Here is a 15,570-nt window from a genome sequence, read left to right as displayed (position 1 = left end):
CCGCGTTTATTGTCTTTACCTGCGGCTCAACCAAGGCGCACAGCTGCCACAAGCGAAATCGAGGATCGCATGTTTTTCCTTTCAGTTGCGGCAATCTGGGCCATCGCCTCCATGACGCCCGGACCAAACACGCTGCTGTCCATCCGCTATTGCCTGACATCGACACGCAAGGTTGCGCTCACCGCGGCTTGCGGTACCGTCACTGGGACGTTCGCTTGGGGCCTGGCGGGATGGTTGGGCATCAACGTGTTGTTTCAGGCCGCTCCGTTTGCCTATCTGGCTCTGAAATTCGCCGGCGGGCTCTACCTTGTTTGGCTCGGGCTGAAACTCTTCCTCGACGTACGGAAAGCACGCGGCGGCGATGCGGACATTTTGCCGGCGTGCATTGAAGTACCATTAGCCACAGCTTATCGCATGGGTCTTGCGACTAACCTTGCCAATCCGAAAACAGCGCTTTTCGTCGCGTCGCTTTTCGCCGCGACAATGCCGGCGGGCACACCCTTCTATTACGGCGCGGCTGCAATTGCCGAGATGATGATGATCTCAACCATCTACTACACCTGCCTGATCAGCCTGATTACCCATCCAGCGGTGGCCGCCGGCTATCTCAGGGCAAAGCGCAAGATTGATGTCGGTGTGGCGACCGTGTTCATCGGCTTCGGCACAAAACTTCTCCTATCGCGGCAGTAGGATCAACACGAAAGTTTCATGCCAGAGCTGAATTGGACCTGGGAAATCCGTTTGCGTGGGCTATCATTGTGCTGAGCGCCGTTGCACCGTTGTTTTGGTTCTGGCGCAGAGGGTGATTTTGAGCCTATACTATCGGAAACCTTGCTTGCCATCCTACCGACACCCAGCAACACATCTCTGGCCTTTGAGGATCGGTCGCCGAGCGCGCCCACCTTGGACAGCGCCCGACGGAGGGGTCGAACAACCTTTGTGCATCCTGCCGGCGACCAGTGAGCACATAGGCATCAGCCAGCCAGAAGCTGCACGCCAGGAATGCGCCTTCCCGGCCGCCGACCCCATCGTCGGTCTCGTTCGTGGAGTAGCGCATAACGAGCCCACCCTGCAGAAGCTCCCGCTCCACCGCGGCGATTGTACCAATGACGCGCGGGTCGTCGGCTGGCAAAAAGCCAACCTGTGGCATCAGCAACAGGCTCGCATCGAGCGTGTCACCGCCTTAGTATTGCACAAAGCTGTTCTTTTTCTCATCGAAGCCTTTGGAACAGATCTCGGCATGAATTTGCTGGCGCATCTCACGCCACTCCGCGACAGGGCCTTCAAGACCATGCCGCTCGGTGCAGATGAAGGCTCGGTCGAATGCCACCCAAGCCATCATGCGCGAGGGCTGAATGCCCGCGCCGGCCCCCCGACTTCCCAGATGCCCCGATCCAGCGTTTGCCACGCAGTCATCAGGTGAGCGAGCAGCACCTTTTGCAGCCGCCACGCCTCCTCTTGCGGCTGCAGTTCGGCATCGCGCGCAGCATTCAGAGTGTCGATCAGTTCGCCATAGACGTCGATTTGTACCCAGGTAGTTTATTGCAACTCGTGCACCCTCGGCGGCGAAGGCCCTAGAGATCGCCGCGCCGAGACCAGAGTTGCCCCCCGTCACGAGAACACGTCTGTTGTTAAGTCCGAGGTTCATCGTGATGTTCGAGCATCGATCAAAAGGAAGCTTCATCGCCACGACCAATAACGCCAATCGGAAGCGCGTTGTTCCTGGCAAGTGAATTGCGTCAGCGAACCGCAAATCGGAGCGCCCTATCCCATTTGATGGTGTCGTCGAATTCCAATGAGCTTTGCTGATGTCTTCAACATGTAGAGCAGCCGTTCCTGTTGGCCTGCCGCCATGGTCTCTCATGCGCGAGAACACCCATCTCGGTGACAATGGCAGTAGAATTTGCCCAGCCTCTCGAGTTGCAGCTCGAACCGAAATCGGATTCCTTCCTCCCATCAGGAGGCGTCAGGATGAGCCAGAACGAGTTTGCTTATGTAGGTTTGGAGCGAGATCGAGCCGCGAATAGGATTCTCGGGATACTCGGGACCATCGGCGGTGAGAGCCGTCATCCTTGCATATGACCGAGCCGCTGCGTCGGAGAAGCCAAAGCCGCGAAATGCGTCTTGCCAGCTTTCGCGCGGGATCACGTCGACGCGAACGGTCCGGCCGAGAGCGCCTGCGAAGGCCGCGGCGACATCATTAGGGGAGTACCGGTTCGGCCCCTCTACGGGATATGTGCCGATCTGTTCGACCGGCGCCTGCAATAGCTGCGCGGCCACCTTTCCTAGATCCTCCGGCGCGACCATCGGCAGCTTGAGGTCGGCGGGGAGCATGGTCGATAGCACCCCGTCCTTCGTGACGGATCCCACCATCGCATCCCAATTGCTGTAGAAGTAAGCTGCGCGGATGATACTGGCAGGAATTGGCTGGTTCCTCAGGCCCAATTCCAGTTCGTAAAGGACGTTGAGATCGCCGCATTCCTCGCCCGGCTGCGCGCCCATGGTTGAGTGCGCCACCACCTTCTCGAGTCCGGACCCTTCAATCGCCTGAAGCAGGCAGCGCACGGTCTCGCGTTCCTCCCGATCCGTGTCGCTCGATACGTCCGCGTTCGGGTTAAGTAGGAAGGCCCGCTTCTCTTGGCGGAACGCCTCCCGCATCGAGGCTACGTCGTGGACGTCGACGAGCGCGACCTTCGCGCCCTGCTGGCGCCAAGCGGCGGCCTTATCAGGGTTTCGCGTGACGACGGTGACGGCCTCGCCCTCGTCGAGAAGCGTCTTCGCCACGCCGAAGCCGACGTGGCCCGTCCCGCCGACAACAATGTACATGGTGCTGTCTCCATCAAAGATGCGGGACGAAACGTTTCACGCGTGCAAGGGGTTCCTTCCGGTTTCTCACTGATGCGGAGCACTTTTCGCCTGGACTTGCCATAACCCGGCGGCTGCTCATTTGTTGGGCGAGGCAACGTTGACGAGGCCTTCGAGCAGAAAGTCCGGGACCTGCGCGGCGCCAAATCGATGGTTGAAGCCGTTCTTGCCGGCGGCCTGCCACGCAACATCGCGATCGGCGGTTCTGGTTTGCCCCCTGCGGATCAGCGTCGTCGGTTGCGCCCTTCCAGGCTCTGCCTGCGGTGCCATTGCTCAATTGAACACTATCGCGATATTAATCGGAACAGTCGACGGGACACCCGAGTGTCCGTTCGCCGCCTCTTTGATTTTGAAGGCGCTTCGCGATCTTTTATGAAAGGGTTGCGCGCAGGCATCGGCTCCTACAAGGACACAGATGGCGCCTCGGCCGCGCGCAACCCCCTGCTTCGCCTTTACTTGGCCCTACTGACGCTCGCCTCAATCCTCCCCAATTGAGAGCTCGCGTAGTCGCCGTGGCGAAGCTTTGCGAATTCGTCGGTGGCTTGTGCCGGTGCGCTCTTGAAAACGTACCATTCACCGTCCGGTTCGCGTTTCTGATAGATCAGGCCGCCCTTCTTGCGGTGGCTGAAGCAGGTGATTGCAGTCGCCGTTCCGGTCTTGGCGTGCCAGTCGGCGTTGAAGCAGAGTTTACCCGTTTCCGTGATGAACCAACGGCCCGTGCCGAAAGACGGCGAGCCGCTTTCCCGCGACCAGGCGGTAAAGCGGCGCGCCTTTGTGGAGAAGTAGCCGGCACCGGCTTTCCACATCCAGGATTTCTGGTTGTAGAGCTGATAGATTTCCGCGCTGCTCATCGGCTTTGCGGTCTCGCTCCCCGCGGGCTCATTGGTTCCGGCAGCGGACGCGGCCGTGGCGATACTGCTGGTCAGGGCCACGGCCAGGAGCATTTTTTGAAGTTTGGACATGTTGAGGTTCCTTGTTGTTCAATTGATGCTTTCGCGGACGACCCGCCAGTCGGGGCGGCCATAGCCGTCCGGCCACGGATAGACTTCGCGGTCGTTGAAGTAGATAACGGCGCTCAGGGCCGGGAACTGGGGATAGCGTTTTGTTACGCTCTCAGCCCAGTTTCGCACGAAGGAATCGCCGCCTTCGTAGCCGAGTTCGGCAACCATGATGGGCTTGCCGTAACCGGCGACACGGGCGTATCCGGGCGCAAGGTGTTCGGCAAACGTCTGGTCACGGCCAGTCTTGTACCTGTCGTATTGTTCCAGACCAAAGACCGAGAGCCCGATGAGATCGACGACATCATTGCCGGGATAAAAGGCTTGAAGCCCCTCATTGCCCTTCGGTGACCACATGTATTTGGCCGTCTTCAGGTGGACCTTGCAGACCTCCACCATCCGCCGATAGGCCTTGACATAATCGGCGCCCTGCCAATGCGACCATGAGAACTGGCTGTCGGTTTCGTCCATTTCCTGTCCCCAGCGAATGATGACCGGGCTTTTCAGCTCGGCAGCAGTCGAGCAGACGGCAGCCATGTTCGCATCGCGCGAACCGTCCAGGATGCTGTGCAGCAGTTCCTGCGAGGTTTGGCGCCAATCGGGTGACCAGGTCCAGGGCTCGACCGAGATCAGCAGCGTGCGGCCACGCGCCTGCGCATAATTGTCGGCGACCGCGAGCGTGCCCAGATCGACATCTTCCCAGGGCAGGAAGAGGTGTTCGATCTTCGAATCGGGCGAGGCGCCTAGATCTCCATGCGGATCATAGGCGCCGAACGTGATCGACTCCTTGGTGACGACCGGCATTTTGGCCGGCGGCGCGATCGACGATGTCGTCACTGTAAGCGGCTGCCCTTCGGCAAAGCTGCCCAGAGCGGTCGGCAGGACCGTGACTCCCGACAGCAACAGGCCGGTTAACGACAACAGGGCTATTTTGGATGGGCTATGCATTGTGTGTTTCCTCCACGCTCGGCCGCACATCCGGGTGAGCGGCATCGGTTCTCAGTTGGATCTCCTCCGGATCGGAAATCCATCGTGGTTTGAAAAAGATCGTGCGCAGGGCGCTCCCGCCCCGGCCTGCACCCGAGACGGCATAGCGCTCTTCGAACAGCTGAAGGCGACCGCTGCCCCAGGCGAGTGCCTCGGTCGCATCCTTGCCGCGCATGGTGGTTGCAACCCCCGGCAGCGCGACGAGCGCAAGAAGCACGGTCGCCATCGCCGGACGGTAGAAACGCGGGGCCGCCGCAACCATATTTTCCTTCGAATGACGCCCGACGATGACCAAGAGCAGCGCGCAGTAGATTGCCGCGTTCAGGATGGTAAAGAAGTAAGCCCCCTTGGAGGCGCCGGCATCGCCGATTGCCAGGGCGGGCAGCACCGCCATGAGCGCCAGCAAAGCGTAGGGCGCCAGGACACGCACCGGCAGCAGATCGACTTCGGACCGCCCTTTCGGAGTGACGCGGAAATCGACGAAGGAGCCCGTTACAAAATCGTGCATCGCAGCCAGCGTGCCGGCGAGCGCCCAGGGCCAGCGCGCGAAGAGAAATAGCATGCATTCCCAGCTCAGGATCTTGGCGTCGTAAGGGCGAAACGAGCTGCTGGCGCGCCAGCGATAAGCCATCACCACGAGAGCGATAGAAAGCGGTGCGAAATGCGCCAGGAAATCTGGGTAGGTCACCGTCACGAACTGGCCGCGCACGAGCGCGATGATCGGCAACGCAAACATGAGCAACATAAAGAACGCAAAAAGCGGATACCAGAGTTGCGAAAAGAGGAACTGGAACTTGAGCCGGGGCGGCAGCCGGCCGACGAGGCTCGGCGAGTACCGCAACAGCACCATGACCAGGCTGCGCGACCACTGGAATTCCTGCGTCACGAGATCGCTGAAGGTTCTGGGGCCGTCACCATGGGCGATGGCATCCAGCGCATGCACACCCCGCCAGCCGCCGGCATTCATCATCAGTGTCGTCGAATGGTCTTCAGCCAACTCCGGACCGAGGCCGCCGATCTGTTTGAGGGCGACGGTACGTACCGCGTAATGCGACCCTATGCACATCGGCGCCAGGCCGCCATTGTAGCCGGCTTGGAGCGAGCCATGCATGCTGGCCTCGGCATAGAGCCTTCCACGTGCCGACCAGCTTTCGGAAGCGTTCTTGTCGCAAATGCTGGGGGCCGAAACATAGCCGACCTTTGGATCGGCGAACGGACGCAACATGTGGAAGAGATAGTCGGGCGCGGGAACATGATCCGCATCGAGTTGCGCCACGAAATCGTAGCGGCTGTAGCCGTAGTGGTCGTAGAAGAAGGCGAGGTTGCCTTCCTTGCACCGCATGCGTCGGGGCCACGACGTCCGATGATAATCGGATCGCCCCTTGCGGGTCGAGACGAGGACCCCGTGCCGGGAGCACCAGTTAAGAGTCTCGGGGGAAGGGTCTTCATCGGCAAGCCAGGTGTCGTGTTCCACCTCCTGGGCCAGCATTGCCAGCAGGGTTTCACTGACGACCGAGAAGGGTTCGGCCGGCGCCTTGGTCACGACCATGGCCACTCGACTGCCCGCCGGCAGGCGCAAGGGACCGTTCGGTCTTGCCGCCCGATAGAAGACGACGATGAAATAGGCCGGCAGAGCGGTAACCCAGGCAAGAACGAGGCTCACTGTAATCGTGCCGAAAGCATCGACGTGATGGCGCGGCTCCAACCACCAGATCCAGAAATAGGCGAAGGCCCAGGCCCATACGGCCGCCGAGAACAGATATTCGGCCCGCCGATGTCCGGTCAGAACCGGGACAAGAAGCGGCTCGTGAGAGGGTTCCGGAGCACGCGTCGCTTGGGTAATCGCAAGTTCGGTCACGCGCGCGCCTCCAGTCCGAAGAACGGAGCTGCCGTTCGCACGATGGTTTCGAGGTCGGAATATCGAGGTTGGAAGCAGAGCGTCTCGCGGGCCAAGCTGGCGTCGGCGTAGAGGCTGGGCGGATCGCCCGGCCGGCGTGGATGAATGACGACCGGGACTTCGCACCCGGTCGTTTCCTGGATCGAGCGCAGGACTTCCCTGATGGAAAAACCCCGCCCGGTGCCGAGGTTGACGGCGAGGTTTGCTCCGCCTTTGGCGAGATGGGTGAAGGCCTGAACATGGGCGCGCGCGAGATCTGCGACGTGAATATAGTCCCTTATGCAGGTGCCGTCAGGGGTGTCGTAATCATCGCCGAATATTTCCAGGTGCGGAATCCGGCCGGCCGCGGCCAGCAGCGCCCGCGGAATGAGATGGGTTTCCGGAACGTGCCATTCGCCAAGCTCGCCGTCCGGATCGGCTCCACAGGCATTGAAGTAACGCAGGGCAACATACCGCAGGCCGTAGGCCGCCGCATAATCGGCGAGCATATGCTCGAAGATCAGCTTGGTCTTGCCGTAGGGATTGATCGGAGCCTTCGGCAACGTCTCATCGATCGGCAGCACGGAGGGGACGCCGTAGACGGCACAGCTCGATGAGAAGATGACGTTCTGAAGCCCCGTCTGCCGGCAGGCATCGATAAGCGACAACGCACCGCAGACATTGTTGTTGTAATATTTCGCCGGGTTTTGCACGGACTCGCCCACGTAGGCAGAGGCAGCAAAGTGGATGACGGCATCGGGAGCATATTTCTCGATGGCCTCGATCAGACATGGCGAGTCGAGGACGTCACCTTCGACGAAAGGGCCCCAGCGCACGGACGAACGGTTTCCGGTCGTAAGATTGTCGTAGACGACAGGCTCAATCCCCTCCGAGCGGAGGAGCTTGGCAGTGTGGCTGCCGATATAGCCGGCACCGCCGGTGACAAGGACCCGGGGCGCATCCATCAGACCGCCTCCAATTCGCGTGCCGGACGGGTGAGAAGACCATCGAAATAGTCGATCGTCTGACGCAGGCCGCTCGACAAGTCGATCTTCGGCCGCCAGTCCAGTTCCTGCATGGCGAGCGAAATGTCTGGGCGACGCTGACGAGGGTCGTCAACCGGCAGAGGGCGATGGATGATTTGCGACCGGGAGCCGGTCAATTTGATCACCTGTTCGGCCAGCTCCCGGATCGTGAATTCGCCCGGATTGCCGAGATTGACGGGCCCCGTCAGCGACGACGGTGAGGCCATCATGCGGACCATGCCGCCGATGAGATCATCGACGAAACAGAACGAGCGGGTCTGCGAACCGTCGCCATATATCGTGATGTCTTGCCCTGTCAGGGCCTGAACGATAAAATTCGAGACGACGCGGCCGTCGTCCGGACGCATCCGCGGGCCGTAGGTGTTGAAGATGCGGATGATCTTGATCTCGACGCCGTGCGTGTTGTGGAAGTCGAAAAACAGGGTCTCGGCGCATCGCTTGCCCTCGTCATAGCAGGAGCGCGGGCCGAACGAATTGACGTTGCCCCAGTAGCTTTCGACTTGCGGGTGGACGTTCGGGTCGCCGTAGACTTCGGAGGTGGATGCCTGGAGGATGCGTGCGCCGGTGCGCGCGGCCAGCTCCAGAAGGTTGAGGGAGCCCAACACGCAGGTCTTCGTGGTATGGACCGGATCGGCCTGATAATGCGGGGGCGATGCCGGGCAGGCGAGATTATAGATCTCGTCGACTTCCAGATCGAGTGGCTGGACGATATCGTGGGCGACGACATTGAAGCGCTCGACGCCCTTCAGATGGGCGATATTGCGCCGCATGCCGGTGGAAAAGTTGTCGAGGCAGATCACCTGGTGTCCGGCGGCCAAAAGCCTCTCGCACAGATGTGATCCGAGGAAACCTGCGCCGCCGGTGACAAGAACTCTCTTGGGCGCACGAGAGTTTTCGGATGAATAACTTTCATCATGAGACGAAGTCTTCGCAGTGCGCGCACGAATCCTACTAAGGTAGTTCATGACTATCCCCCGTGTTTTTCAGATTTTGCTGTGTTCTTTTCGATCTGTACTTCGCCATACCGCGAAGCTAAGTCGTTCGATCATGCGAATATTTTATTCGCCCGGTTTTTCTTTTGGAAAGAACCGATGTTTATTTAGATACAGCTAAGGGAAGCAATTGTCGTTATCCCTAGATCCTGGAAATTATCGCTCCGTACATTTCAGAGCGAAAGGAGTATGATAACAACTTATGGATGAGACTCTTCCGGCACTTCCGCTTTCTCAGACGGGGTTCTGCGGAGATTTCAGCCGGAAAAACAATCGCTTTTCTGAATTTCCATGGCTTGGGTCGGGTTATGCGCTGGAGGAGTTAATGGCTATAGGGTCTGAATCCGACGATGATCCTGTCGGGGAACAGCGGCCGGCGCATATGGAGCGGCGACGCTGGGCGCGTGAACCGGCCATGGGCAAGGAACGACCACCCAATGCCTCCCCTGCACTCGTGCCGCTGCGATTCTCGACGCAGGACCTGCCACCGACAGAACAGTTCCCGGCCTGGCGTGCACATATGGCGCCGCTCGTGGATGTTCATTTGCCGGAGGGAAAATCACCGGATGACGGGTTCATCGCGGAGCAGATCGGCTGGCATCTCGGCGATATCCTCGTCGTACAGCAGCGCGTGCATGCCCACAGATATGTCCGCGATCAGGCCATGCTCCGATCGAGCCCCATCGACCACTGGAATGTCGGCCTGCAGCGCAGCGGCCAGGCCTGGACCGAGGTCAACCGTCGTGTCACCGAGACAGGTGCAGGCGAGATATTGTTCATGTCTCTCGGCAGCCCCTATCGCGGACGGATGACAGATAACGAAGCTTTGCTCGTGTTCCTGCCGTATGAGCTGCTGGCGCGCGATGCGAGCCTTCTCCAGAGCGCCGGCAACGCGGTTCTTTCGGGCAGCCACGCCGAGTTGCTCACGGGCTATCTCACAGGCCTCGAAACGAACCTCGGCAATCTGACGATCGAGGAAGTGCCCCGGATCATCCAAACCATCGGCGATATGGTCGTTGCGGCCGCCGCATCATCCGCAAGGACTGATACCGGTCAAAACCAAACCAACATGGGACTGATGGAGCGGGCGCACCGCTACATTCACGTCAATCTCCATTCGGCGAACTTGACACCGGACATGATGTGCCGCGCGTTAGGGATTTCGCGTACGCGGCTTTACCAGCTGTTTGAGGCGAGCGGAGGTGTGCTCAACTATATTCGCAAGCGACGATTGCTGCAGGCCTATGCGGATCTCAGCAATTCGGCCGACCACAGGCCGATTTCAGAAATCGCAGAAGCTGCCGGTTTCGAGGTCGCTGCCAATTTTACGCGCGCCTTCATCCACGAATTCGGGCTGAGCCCGCGTGAAATCCGAAGGACTGTGACAACCCAACAGCGGCCAGCTCCGGCCATCAGCTCCACGCGGCGCTACGGAAAAACGATCGGAGATTGGCTGGCCCCGAGGGGTTGATCCGGGTCGGGCTGAAATCCAGACTCGAATCACGTTAAGCGGCGGCCGACGCGCTTGCCGAAGGCACCGCGGGCTCACTCCAGACCGATGGCCAATCGCCTGTTGCGGTCTACGATGCCTGCTGCTCATCATCTTCGCAAATGTGCAGCGACTCCCCCTCCTGCCCGGGCCAGTCCGCAGCGGATGGCTCCCGCGCTCGCCACCTCGTCCAGCATGCCTTTGTGTGCCGATTCCAATAAAGCCGCGCCTTCATTCCAAGACGATTGCGCCCCCGGATTCCGGGATGACCTCGCCCCTCGTCGCCCGGGCGATTGGTGCCACGCCAGAATATGAGCAGTCCCGGCATCGTCACAAGAAGGTCGAGATGCTCCTTGCACACTTGAAACGCATTCTACGGATGCCCCGTTTGAGGCTGCGAGGTCCGTGCGGCGCGCCAGATGAATTCCTGCTTGCGGCAACCGCCCCAAACCTCAGGAGACTGGCCAAACGGACATTATAAAGGTCGCTGCACGGCGGCATCGCTGTATAAGAGTGGCATAAATCGATACCTTGCGCACAGGCGCAGGGCAAATAACAACTCCCCGCCCAACAGGCCTAAACGACGGGTTAAGCGACTAATCCATAGAGTTTTTTAACGATATCGGCGCGCCGCGGAGCTATAACCTTTACGGGCCTGTCGTGTTCGTCCCCCGTGGACGGAACTGCTTTCATAGTTGGGCGTTTGTGTCAGTTAGATCGGGTGCTGCTGGCATTCCGCGGGCACTGCCGAATGGGAGAAAAATCATGAGAACGATATTGATCGCCTTAGGTGCGTTAACTGCTTTAACTGGGTCTGCTTTTGCGGCCGAGCCTGCCAAGATGGTGGATACGAAAATGGGCAAGGTCCTGGCTACTGAAAAAGGCATGGTCCTTTACACCTTCGACAAAGATACAAAAGGAAAATCCAATTGCGATGAGGATTGCCTGAAGAAGTGGCCGGCGTTCCACGCTGGAGCCAAGGCCAAGGCAGAAGGCGAATGGACTCTAGTCAAGGCTGCGGATGGCAAGGAGATGTGGGCCTACGAGGGCAAGCCGCTATACACCTATGTCGAGGATAAGAAAGCCGGTGAAGCCAACGGCGATGGCGTTGGGGGAGTTTGGCACGCGGCCAAATAGCTGAACCGACGGCCGTTTGAACGGACAGTCGTTGGATCGCCGTGAACCGAAAGACCGACCTCTGAAACTATATATCCCTTCTCTACGGCTTTCGCCGACAAAACCGGCCTGGCTCGAGCGAGAAAGCTGGCCTTGGCGTCGAGAACGTCTTCAGCGTCGACGTCCTAGATGTGAGCTTTCCGGAGGTTGTCCATTCGGAGCGGATTTAGGAGACTGGAGTTACCACACCTCAGTTTTCCGGGATCACTCTGAATGGTATCGCCAAGTTGTTTGAAGCAAGTTGCGCGCGATCAGCTGGACTAAGCTCAGGCGGTCATTTCCGCGGTATAGTCATGCCAGAGGGCAAACGCATCCGCCCTGGCGTGACGGCAAGACGCGGCGTGATTTTGTGGCGGTGGGGCCGGAAGATCAGATTGACCCGGCGGTGGGCAGCGAGAAACCTCTGTGCTTGCCGCGGTGACTTGAACCTGCCGAATATCTTCTCCCGCTTTCGTGTCGGCCTGTGCGAGACTTCGACCGCACTATTGAGTCCTTTGTGCGCCCGATGCTCGGCCGCGAGGGGTTCGGATCGGCTTGATGTAGCTGCGGAGTTTGTCCGTAACGACAACCCTTGGCATGCCGAACCGAGCAACCAAACCGCGCAGGAAACGCCTTGCGGCCTTCGCATCCCGACGTGGCTGAACCAGAATGTCGAGCACACATTTATCGCGAGGCGCAGGTCGATCTCGCCGGACACAGACTGCAAAATGCCGCCCGAAGCGATTGACCCAAAGCCGGATTGCTTCCCGCTGACAACGACACCGCGTTCGGCAAGCAGGTCTTCCACGTCGGCGGTGCTCAGCGCGAAGCGATGATAAGCCCATACCGCATAGGCGATGATTTCACGGGCAAAGCGAAAGCCTTTCAGGCGCGGCATTTGGCACGGGATATTCATCCGGGCTCGAATAGCCGACGCAGACAAGTCAAACAACTTGGCAATACCGCTCAATGTTCATGGCCAGGTGACGGATGTCATGCAGATCGGCTGGCTCGCAGCTGAACTCGGCATCCCGGTCAGCCTCGGCAACGCTTTCCTGGAAGCCGGCGTCCACATGGCTGTCGCACTTCCGGAGGTCGAGTGGCTCGAATGTTCATTCCAGAATTTCGATCATCTCGTAGAGCAGCCAATAGACGTCCGCGATGGTTTCGCCCATGCGCCGACCCGCCCGGGACATGGCCTCGTTTTGAGCGAGCCAGCCCGGCAAGACTGGGCGCGTCTAAAGCGGTGGATCGATCAGCCCTTGGAAGGTTGGCGGGCGCAGCGATGTCGCCTGCGGCTGCACAAGTGGGTCACATTCGACGAACGTCAGGCATTGCAGCTAGTTCAGACGTCGCCCTGTCGATTTGTCGAAGAGATGGATTGCTCCGGCATAACCCTTCAGATGGATCTTTTCTCCGACGGCGATGTCCGTTTCGCGGGGCAGTTCCACCGTCAGCATGCGAGCGTCTCCGATCTCGACATACGCGTAGGTGTGACTTCCGAGACGTTCTGCAACAGACACCTCTCCCGAAAACCATGCCTCCTCGGGTGAACAACGGGTGAGATCTTCCGGTCGAATGCCAAATACGATCGATGCCGCACGACCACCATGTTCCGCGATCTCGATCTGGTGTCCGAGCACGGTGATCGAATTACCGTCTGCAGGCGCTGCGTCGATTGTGTTCATCGTCGGGCTGCCGATGAAGCGCGCCACGAAAAGACTTGCTGGTTTGCGATAGAGATCCAGGGGCTTGCCGATCTGCTCGACCACGCCAGCGTTCATCACCGCGATCCTGTCAGCCAAGGTCATGGCCTCGACCTGGTCATGGGTGACGTAGACCGTGGTTGCCTTCATGCGATTGTGAAGCTTGGCGATCTCCAGACGCATTTCAACGCGCAGGGAGGCATCGAGATTGGAGAGCGGTTCGTCGAACAGAAACGCCGCCGGCTCTCGAACGATCGCGCGGCCCATGGCGACACGCTGGCGTTGGCCGCCAGACAATTGGGCAGGACGGCGCTTGAGGAAATCCTTGATCTTGAGGACGTTGGCAGCGTTTTCGACCCGCCTGTCGATTTCGTCCGATGCCGCACCACGCATCTTGAGGCCAAACGACATGTTGTCTTCAACCGTCATGTGCGGATAGAGCGCATAGTCCTGAAATACCATGGCGATGTTGCGCTCGGCGGGCGATAACGTGTTGACCGTGGCGCCGCCGATAGCAAGTTCGCCTCCCGTTATATCTTCGAGCCCAGCGATCATCCGCAGCAGAGTGGACTTGCCGCAGCCGGAAGGCCCGACCAGCACGAGAAATTCGCCGCTGGCGATATCGATGTCGATATCGTGGATAACCTGCAGTTCCCCGTAGGATTTGCTGATCTTGTTGAGCGTGATGCCGGTCACGACGTTCCTCCATGTCTTTTCGCCTTGACGGCCATTATCGATATCATTATTGATAACGATAAGACAAGCGAGATGCAATCGGCAACAGGTTCGATCAATGGCATATTTTTCCCCCAGGCCCACGGTCACCAAGCCGCCCAAGGCTTCGCTCGCCTTCAATGCGCTGAAGCGCGACATCATGCTGGGGAACCTTGCGGCCGGAACCGGTCTGACGGAACTCGACCTCGCAGCGCATTTTCAATGCAGCCAGGGAACTGTTCGCGAAGCGCTGCTGCAGCTTCAGGAGGAAGGCCTCGTTCGGCGCCAGGGTCATCGCGGGACCCAGGTTTCCGAATGCACCGCGGATGAGGCGGTGGAGATGTTCCGCTTGCGCACCCACATCGAGTGCAGTGGTCTTCCTCGGACGATGCGGTCGCTCGGCAAGGCGTTGATCGCAGATTTGAACGCAATGCTCGACGATATGGTGGCCGCGGCCGAGGGCGACGATGAACTTCATCTCGCGGCAATCGACCGGGATTTCCATCGGCGCATTCTCGAAGCCGCCAATCTTCCGGCCCTCGATCCGATCTTGCACCGGTGCCTCGTACACAACCACCGCTTCAAGATATCGAGGAGCCGCTCGGCGCGCGACCTTCGCGCGACGGCGTTGCGCCATCGCAGCATCATAGACGCCATCGAAAGCGGCGACATTGCTAATGCCACCGCTGTCATGCGTCACCATATCGCGACGATCGTCGACTTAGGTCCCGATGTTTTTCCGGATGCGAACCAGTGAGTGCGGTCGCGGCAGATCCCGGAGTGCTGTCGGCCGAGATGCAGGCCCTGTGGGCGAGGGTTGCGGCCGACACGGGTCCGCAGACCGATCCGACACTCCTGCCAGCTGCCGAGGGCCGTGCGCAGTCGGCACGCAACAACGAGCGCTGGAACGTCAACCTGCCGCCGATGGCGGTAGACCGGCAGGTGTGGATCGCTGCCGACAGTGGACTTGGTTCTCACCCCTGCCGCATGCGTATCCTATCGCCGGCGGATGCCGAAGGCGGCGTCATATTTTTCGTGCATGGCGGCGGTTTTGCCTTTTGCAGCCCAGAAACACATGAACGTTTAGCACGCGTCTTGGCCGCGGAAGCGCGGATGACCATTGTCATGCCGGATTATCGGTTGGCGCCGGAAAACCCCTTCCCGGCCGGGTTGCTTGATACGGTCGCATGTCTTCGGGCCGTGCTGGACGGCAAAATCGAAGGTGTCGATTGCCGGCCTCTTCTTATCGCGGGCGATTCCGCTGGCGCCAATCTGGCGCTTGCCGCAATCCTGCATGAATTGCGCGACGACCGCGCCCTTCCTGACGGCGGACTGCTATTTTACGGCTGTTATCGGTGCGATCTCTCCGGCGAGTCCTATCAGCGCTTCGAAACCGGACCCGGCCTGACGACGGAGCGGATGCGCCGCTATTGGAATTGGTATGCAGGTGAGCAGGCAATCGCTTCTGATGAACTTGCCTGTCCACTGGTGGCAACGGATGACGCGTTGTCGAGGTTGCCACCGCTCTATCTGATGGCTGCGGGGGTCGATCCGCTCTTTTCAGATACGATGGCGCTTCATGCGCGCCTCAGGGAACTGCATCGCAATGACCCTATCCACATCGTTGCTGGGGTCACGCACGGCTTTCTGCAAAACACCAATGAGCTTGAGGCAGCGCGGGAGGCGTTGCGCTCGGCCGGTGCAGCGGCGAGGGCTTTGAAGAACAGAACGTGAGAATTGCT

At 59.6% G+C, this 15,570-nt stretch carries 14 protein-coding genes and 4 pseudogenes; 7 read left to right on the top strand and 11 right to left on the bottom strand.

Translation table 11 applies throughout. The features are described 5' to 3' along the window. Window positions 1–69: 69 nt before the first annotated feature. Complete coding sequence (locus K6N12_RS26160; protein WP_131711440.1) at window positions 70–690, top strand: LysE family translocator; 621 nt, start codon at window positions 70–72, stop codon at window positions 688–690. 124 nt (window positions 691–814) lie between these two features. On the opposite strand, the pseudogene K6N12_RS35020 reads toward K6N12_RS26160, so the two are convergent. The 9 genes and pseudogenes from K6N12_RS35020 to K6N12_RS26120 all read right to left on the bottom strand — a co-directional run bounded on the left by K6N12_RS35020 (window position 815) and on the right by K6N12_RS26120 (window position 8,737). Further along, a pseudogene (locus tag K6N12_RS35020) lies at window positions 815–1,339 on the bottom strand (glycoside hydrolase family 15 protein). After that, the gene (locus K6N12_RS34270) at window positions 1,339–1,470 is read right to left on the bottom strand and encodes a glycoside hydrolase family 15 protein (RefSeq protein WP_245500064.1); all 132 of its coding nucleotides are present in this window, start codon (window positions 1,468–1,470) and stop codon (window positions 1,339–1,341) included. The pseudogene K6N12_RS35020 and the gene K6N12_RS34270 overlap by 1 nt, the downstream one beginning before the upstream one ends. Before the next feature lie 486 nt (window positions 1,471–1,956). Further along, window positions 1,957–2,826 carry an NmrA family NAD(P)-binding protein gene (locus K6N12_RS26150; protein ID WP_222135052.1) on the bottom strand — a complete coding sequence of 290 codons (870 nt, stop codon included), beginning with the start codon at window positions 2,824–2,826 and terminating at the stop codon, window positions 1,957–1,959. 117 nt (window positions 2,827–2,943) lie between these two features. Beyond that, window positions 2,944–3,135 (bottom strand): hypothetical protein, encoded by a 192-nt coding sequence (locus K6N12_RS26145; protein ID WP_131711438.1) that lies wholly within the window; start codon window positions 3,133–3,135, stop codon window positions 2,944–2,946. A gap of 182 nt (window positions 3,136–3,317) precedes the next feature. Further along, a complete protein-coding gene (locus K6N12_RS26140) occupies window positions 3,318–3,827 on the bottom strand; it encodes a DUF995 domain-containing protein (protein ID WP_131711437.1) in 510 nt (169 codons plus the stop codon). Window positions 3,828–3,845: 18 nt separating this feature from the next. Further along, window positions 3,846–4,784: a glycoside hydrolase family 26 protein gene (locus K6N12_RS26135; RefSeq protein ID WP_131711483.1), complete on the bottom strand. Its 939-nt coding sequence runs from the start codon at window positions 4,782–4,784 to the stop codon at window positions 3,846–3,848. A gap of 19 nt (window positions 4,785–4,803) precedes the next feature. Next, window positions 4,804–6,708 carry a glycosyltransferase family 2 protein gene (locus tag K6N12_RS26130; RefSeq protein WP_097630053.1) on the bottom strand — a complete coding sequence of 635 codons (1,905 nt, stop codon included), beginning with the start codon at window positions 6,706–6,708 and terminating at the stop codon, window positions 4,804–4,806. Continuing rightward, the gene (gene galE, locus K6N12_RS26125) at window positions 6,705–7,691 is read right to left on the bottom strand and encodes a UDP-glucose 4-epimerase GalE (RefSeq protein WP_131711436.1); all 987 of its coding nucleotides are present in this window, start codon (window positions 7,689–7,691) and stop codon (window positions 6,705–6,707) included. Before galE ends, K6N12_RS26130 begins: the two co-directional genes overlap by 4 nt. Beyond that, the gene (locus K6N12_RS26120; RefSeq protein ID WP_131711435.1) at window positions 7,691–8,737 is read right to left on the bottom strand and encodes a UDP-glucuronic acid decarboxylase family protein; all 1,047 of its coding nucleotides are present in this window, start codon (window positions 8,735–8,737) and stop codon (window positions 7,691–7,693) included. Before K6N12_RS26120 ends, galE begins: the two co-directional genes overlap by 1 nt. Window positions 8,738–9,089: 352 nt before the next feature. On the opposite strand from K6N12_RS26120, the gene K6N12_RS26115 reads away from it, so the two are divergent. From K6N12_RS26115 to K6N12_RS26105, 3 genes and pseudogenes are all read left to right on the top strand, one after another. Beyond that, entirely contained in the window at window positions 9,090–10,235 is a 1,146-nt protein-coding gene (locus K6N12_RS26115; protein ID WP_131711482.1) for a helix-turn-helix domain-containing protein, read from the top strand. Between the two features lie 337 nt (window positions 10,236–10,572). Next, window positions 10,573–10,734 (top strand): annotated as a pseudogene (locus K6N12_RS26110) (IS5/IS1182 family transposase); the annotation flags it as partial. A 284-nt stretch (window positions 10,735–11,018) separates the two neighbouring features. Beyond that, the gene (locus tag K6N12_RS26105) at window positions 11,019–11,390 is read left to right on the top strand and encodes a COG4315 family predicted lipoprotein (protein ID WP_131711433.1); all 372 of its coding nucleotides are present in this window, start codon (window positions 11,019–11,021) and stop codon (window positions 11,388–11,390) included. A 305-nt stretch (window positions 11,391–11,695) separates the two neighbouring features. Here K6N12_RS26105 and K6N12_RS26100 read toward each other — a convergent pair. Then, window positions 11,696–12,324 (bottom strand): annotated as a pseudogene (locus K6N12_RS26100) (IS6 family transposase). Between K6N12_RS26100 and K6N12_RS34825 the strand changes: the two are divergent. Continuing rightward, window positions 12,266–12,562: pseudogene (locus tag K6N12_RS34825) on the top strand (hypothetical protein); the annotation flags it as partial. The pseudogenes K6N12_RS26100 and K6N12_RS34825 overlap by 59 nt on opposite strands. Window positions 12,563–12,748: 186 nt before the next feature. On the opposite strand, the gene K6N12_RS26090 reads toward K6N12_RS34825, so the two are convergent. Then, complete coding sequence (locus tag K6N12_RS26090) at window positions 12,749–13,810, bottom strand: ABC transporter ATP-binding protein (RefSeq protein ID WP_131711432.1); 1,062 nt, start codon at window positions 13,808–13,810, stop codon at window positions 12,749–12,751. 97 nt (window positions 13,811–13,907) lie between these two features. Here K6N12_RS26090 and K6N12_RS26085 point away from each other — a divergent pair, with 97 nt between their 5' ends. Continuing rightward, entirely contained in the window at window positions 13,908–14,585 is a 678-nt protein-coding gene (locus K6N12_RS26085; protein ID WP_131711431.1) for a GntR family transcriptional regulator, read from the top strand. Between the two features lie 23 nt (window positions 14,586–14,608). Continuing rightward, entirely contained in the window at window positions 14,609–15,562 is a 954-nt protein-coding gene (locus tag K6N12_RS26080) for an alpha/beta hydrolase (RefSeq protein WP_343228885.1), read from the top strand. Window positions 15,563–15,570 lie beyond the last annotated feature (8 nt).

The organism is Rhizobium redzepovicii, assembly GCF_019793435.1.
In the GTDB taxonomy this organism is placed as follows: Bacteria; Pseudomonadota; Alphaproteobacteria; order Rhizobiales; family Rhizobiaceae; genus Rhizobium; species Rhizobium redzepovicii.
Note: the sequence above shows the minus strand (reverse complement) of the source record. Positions and strands in the feature narration are given on the sequence as shown.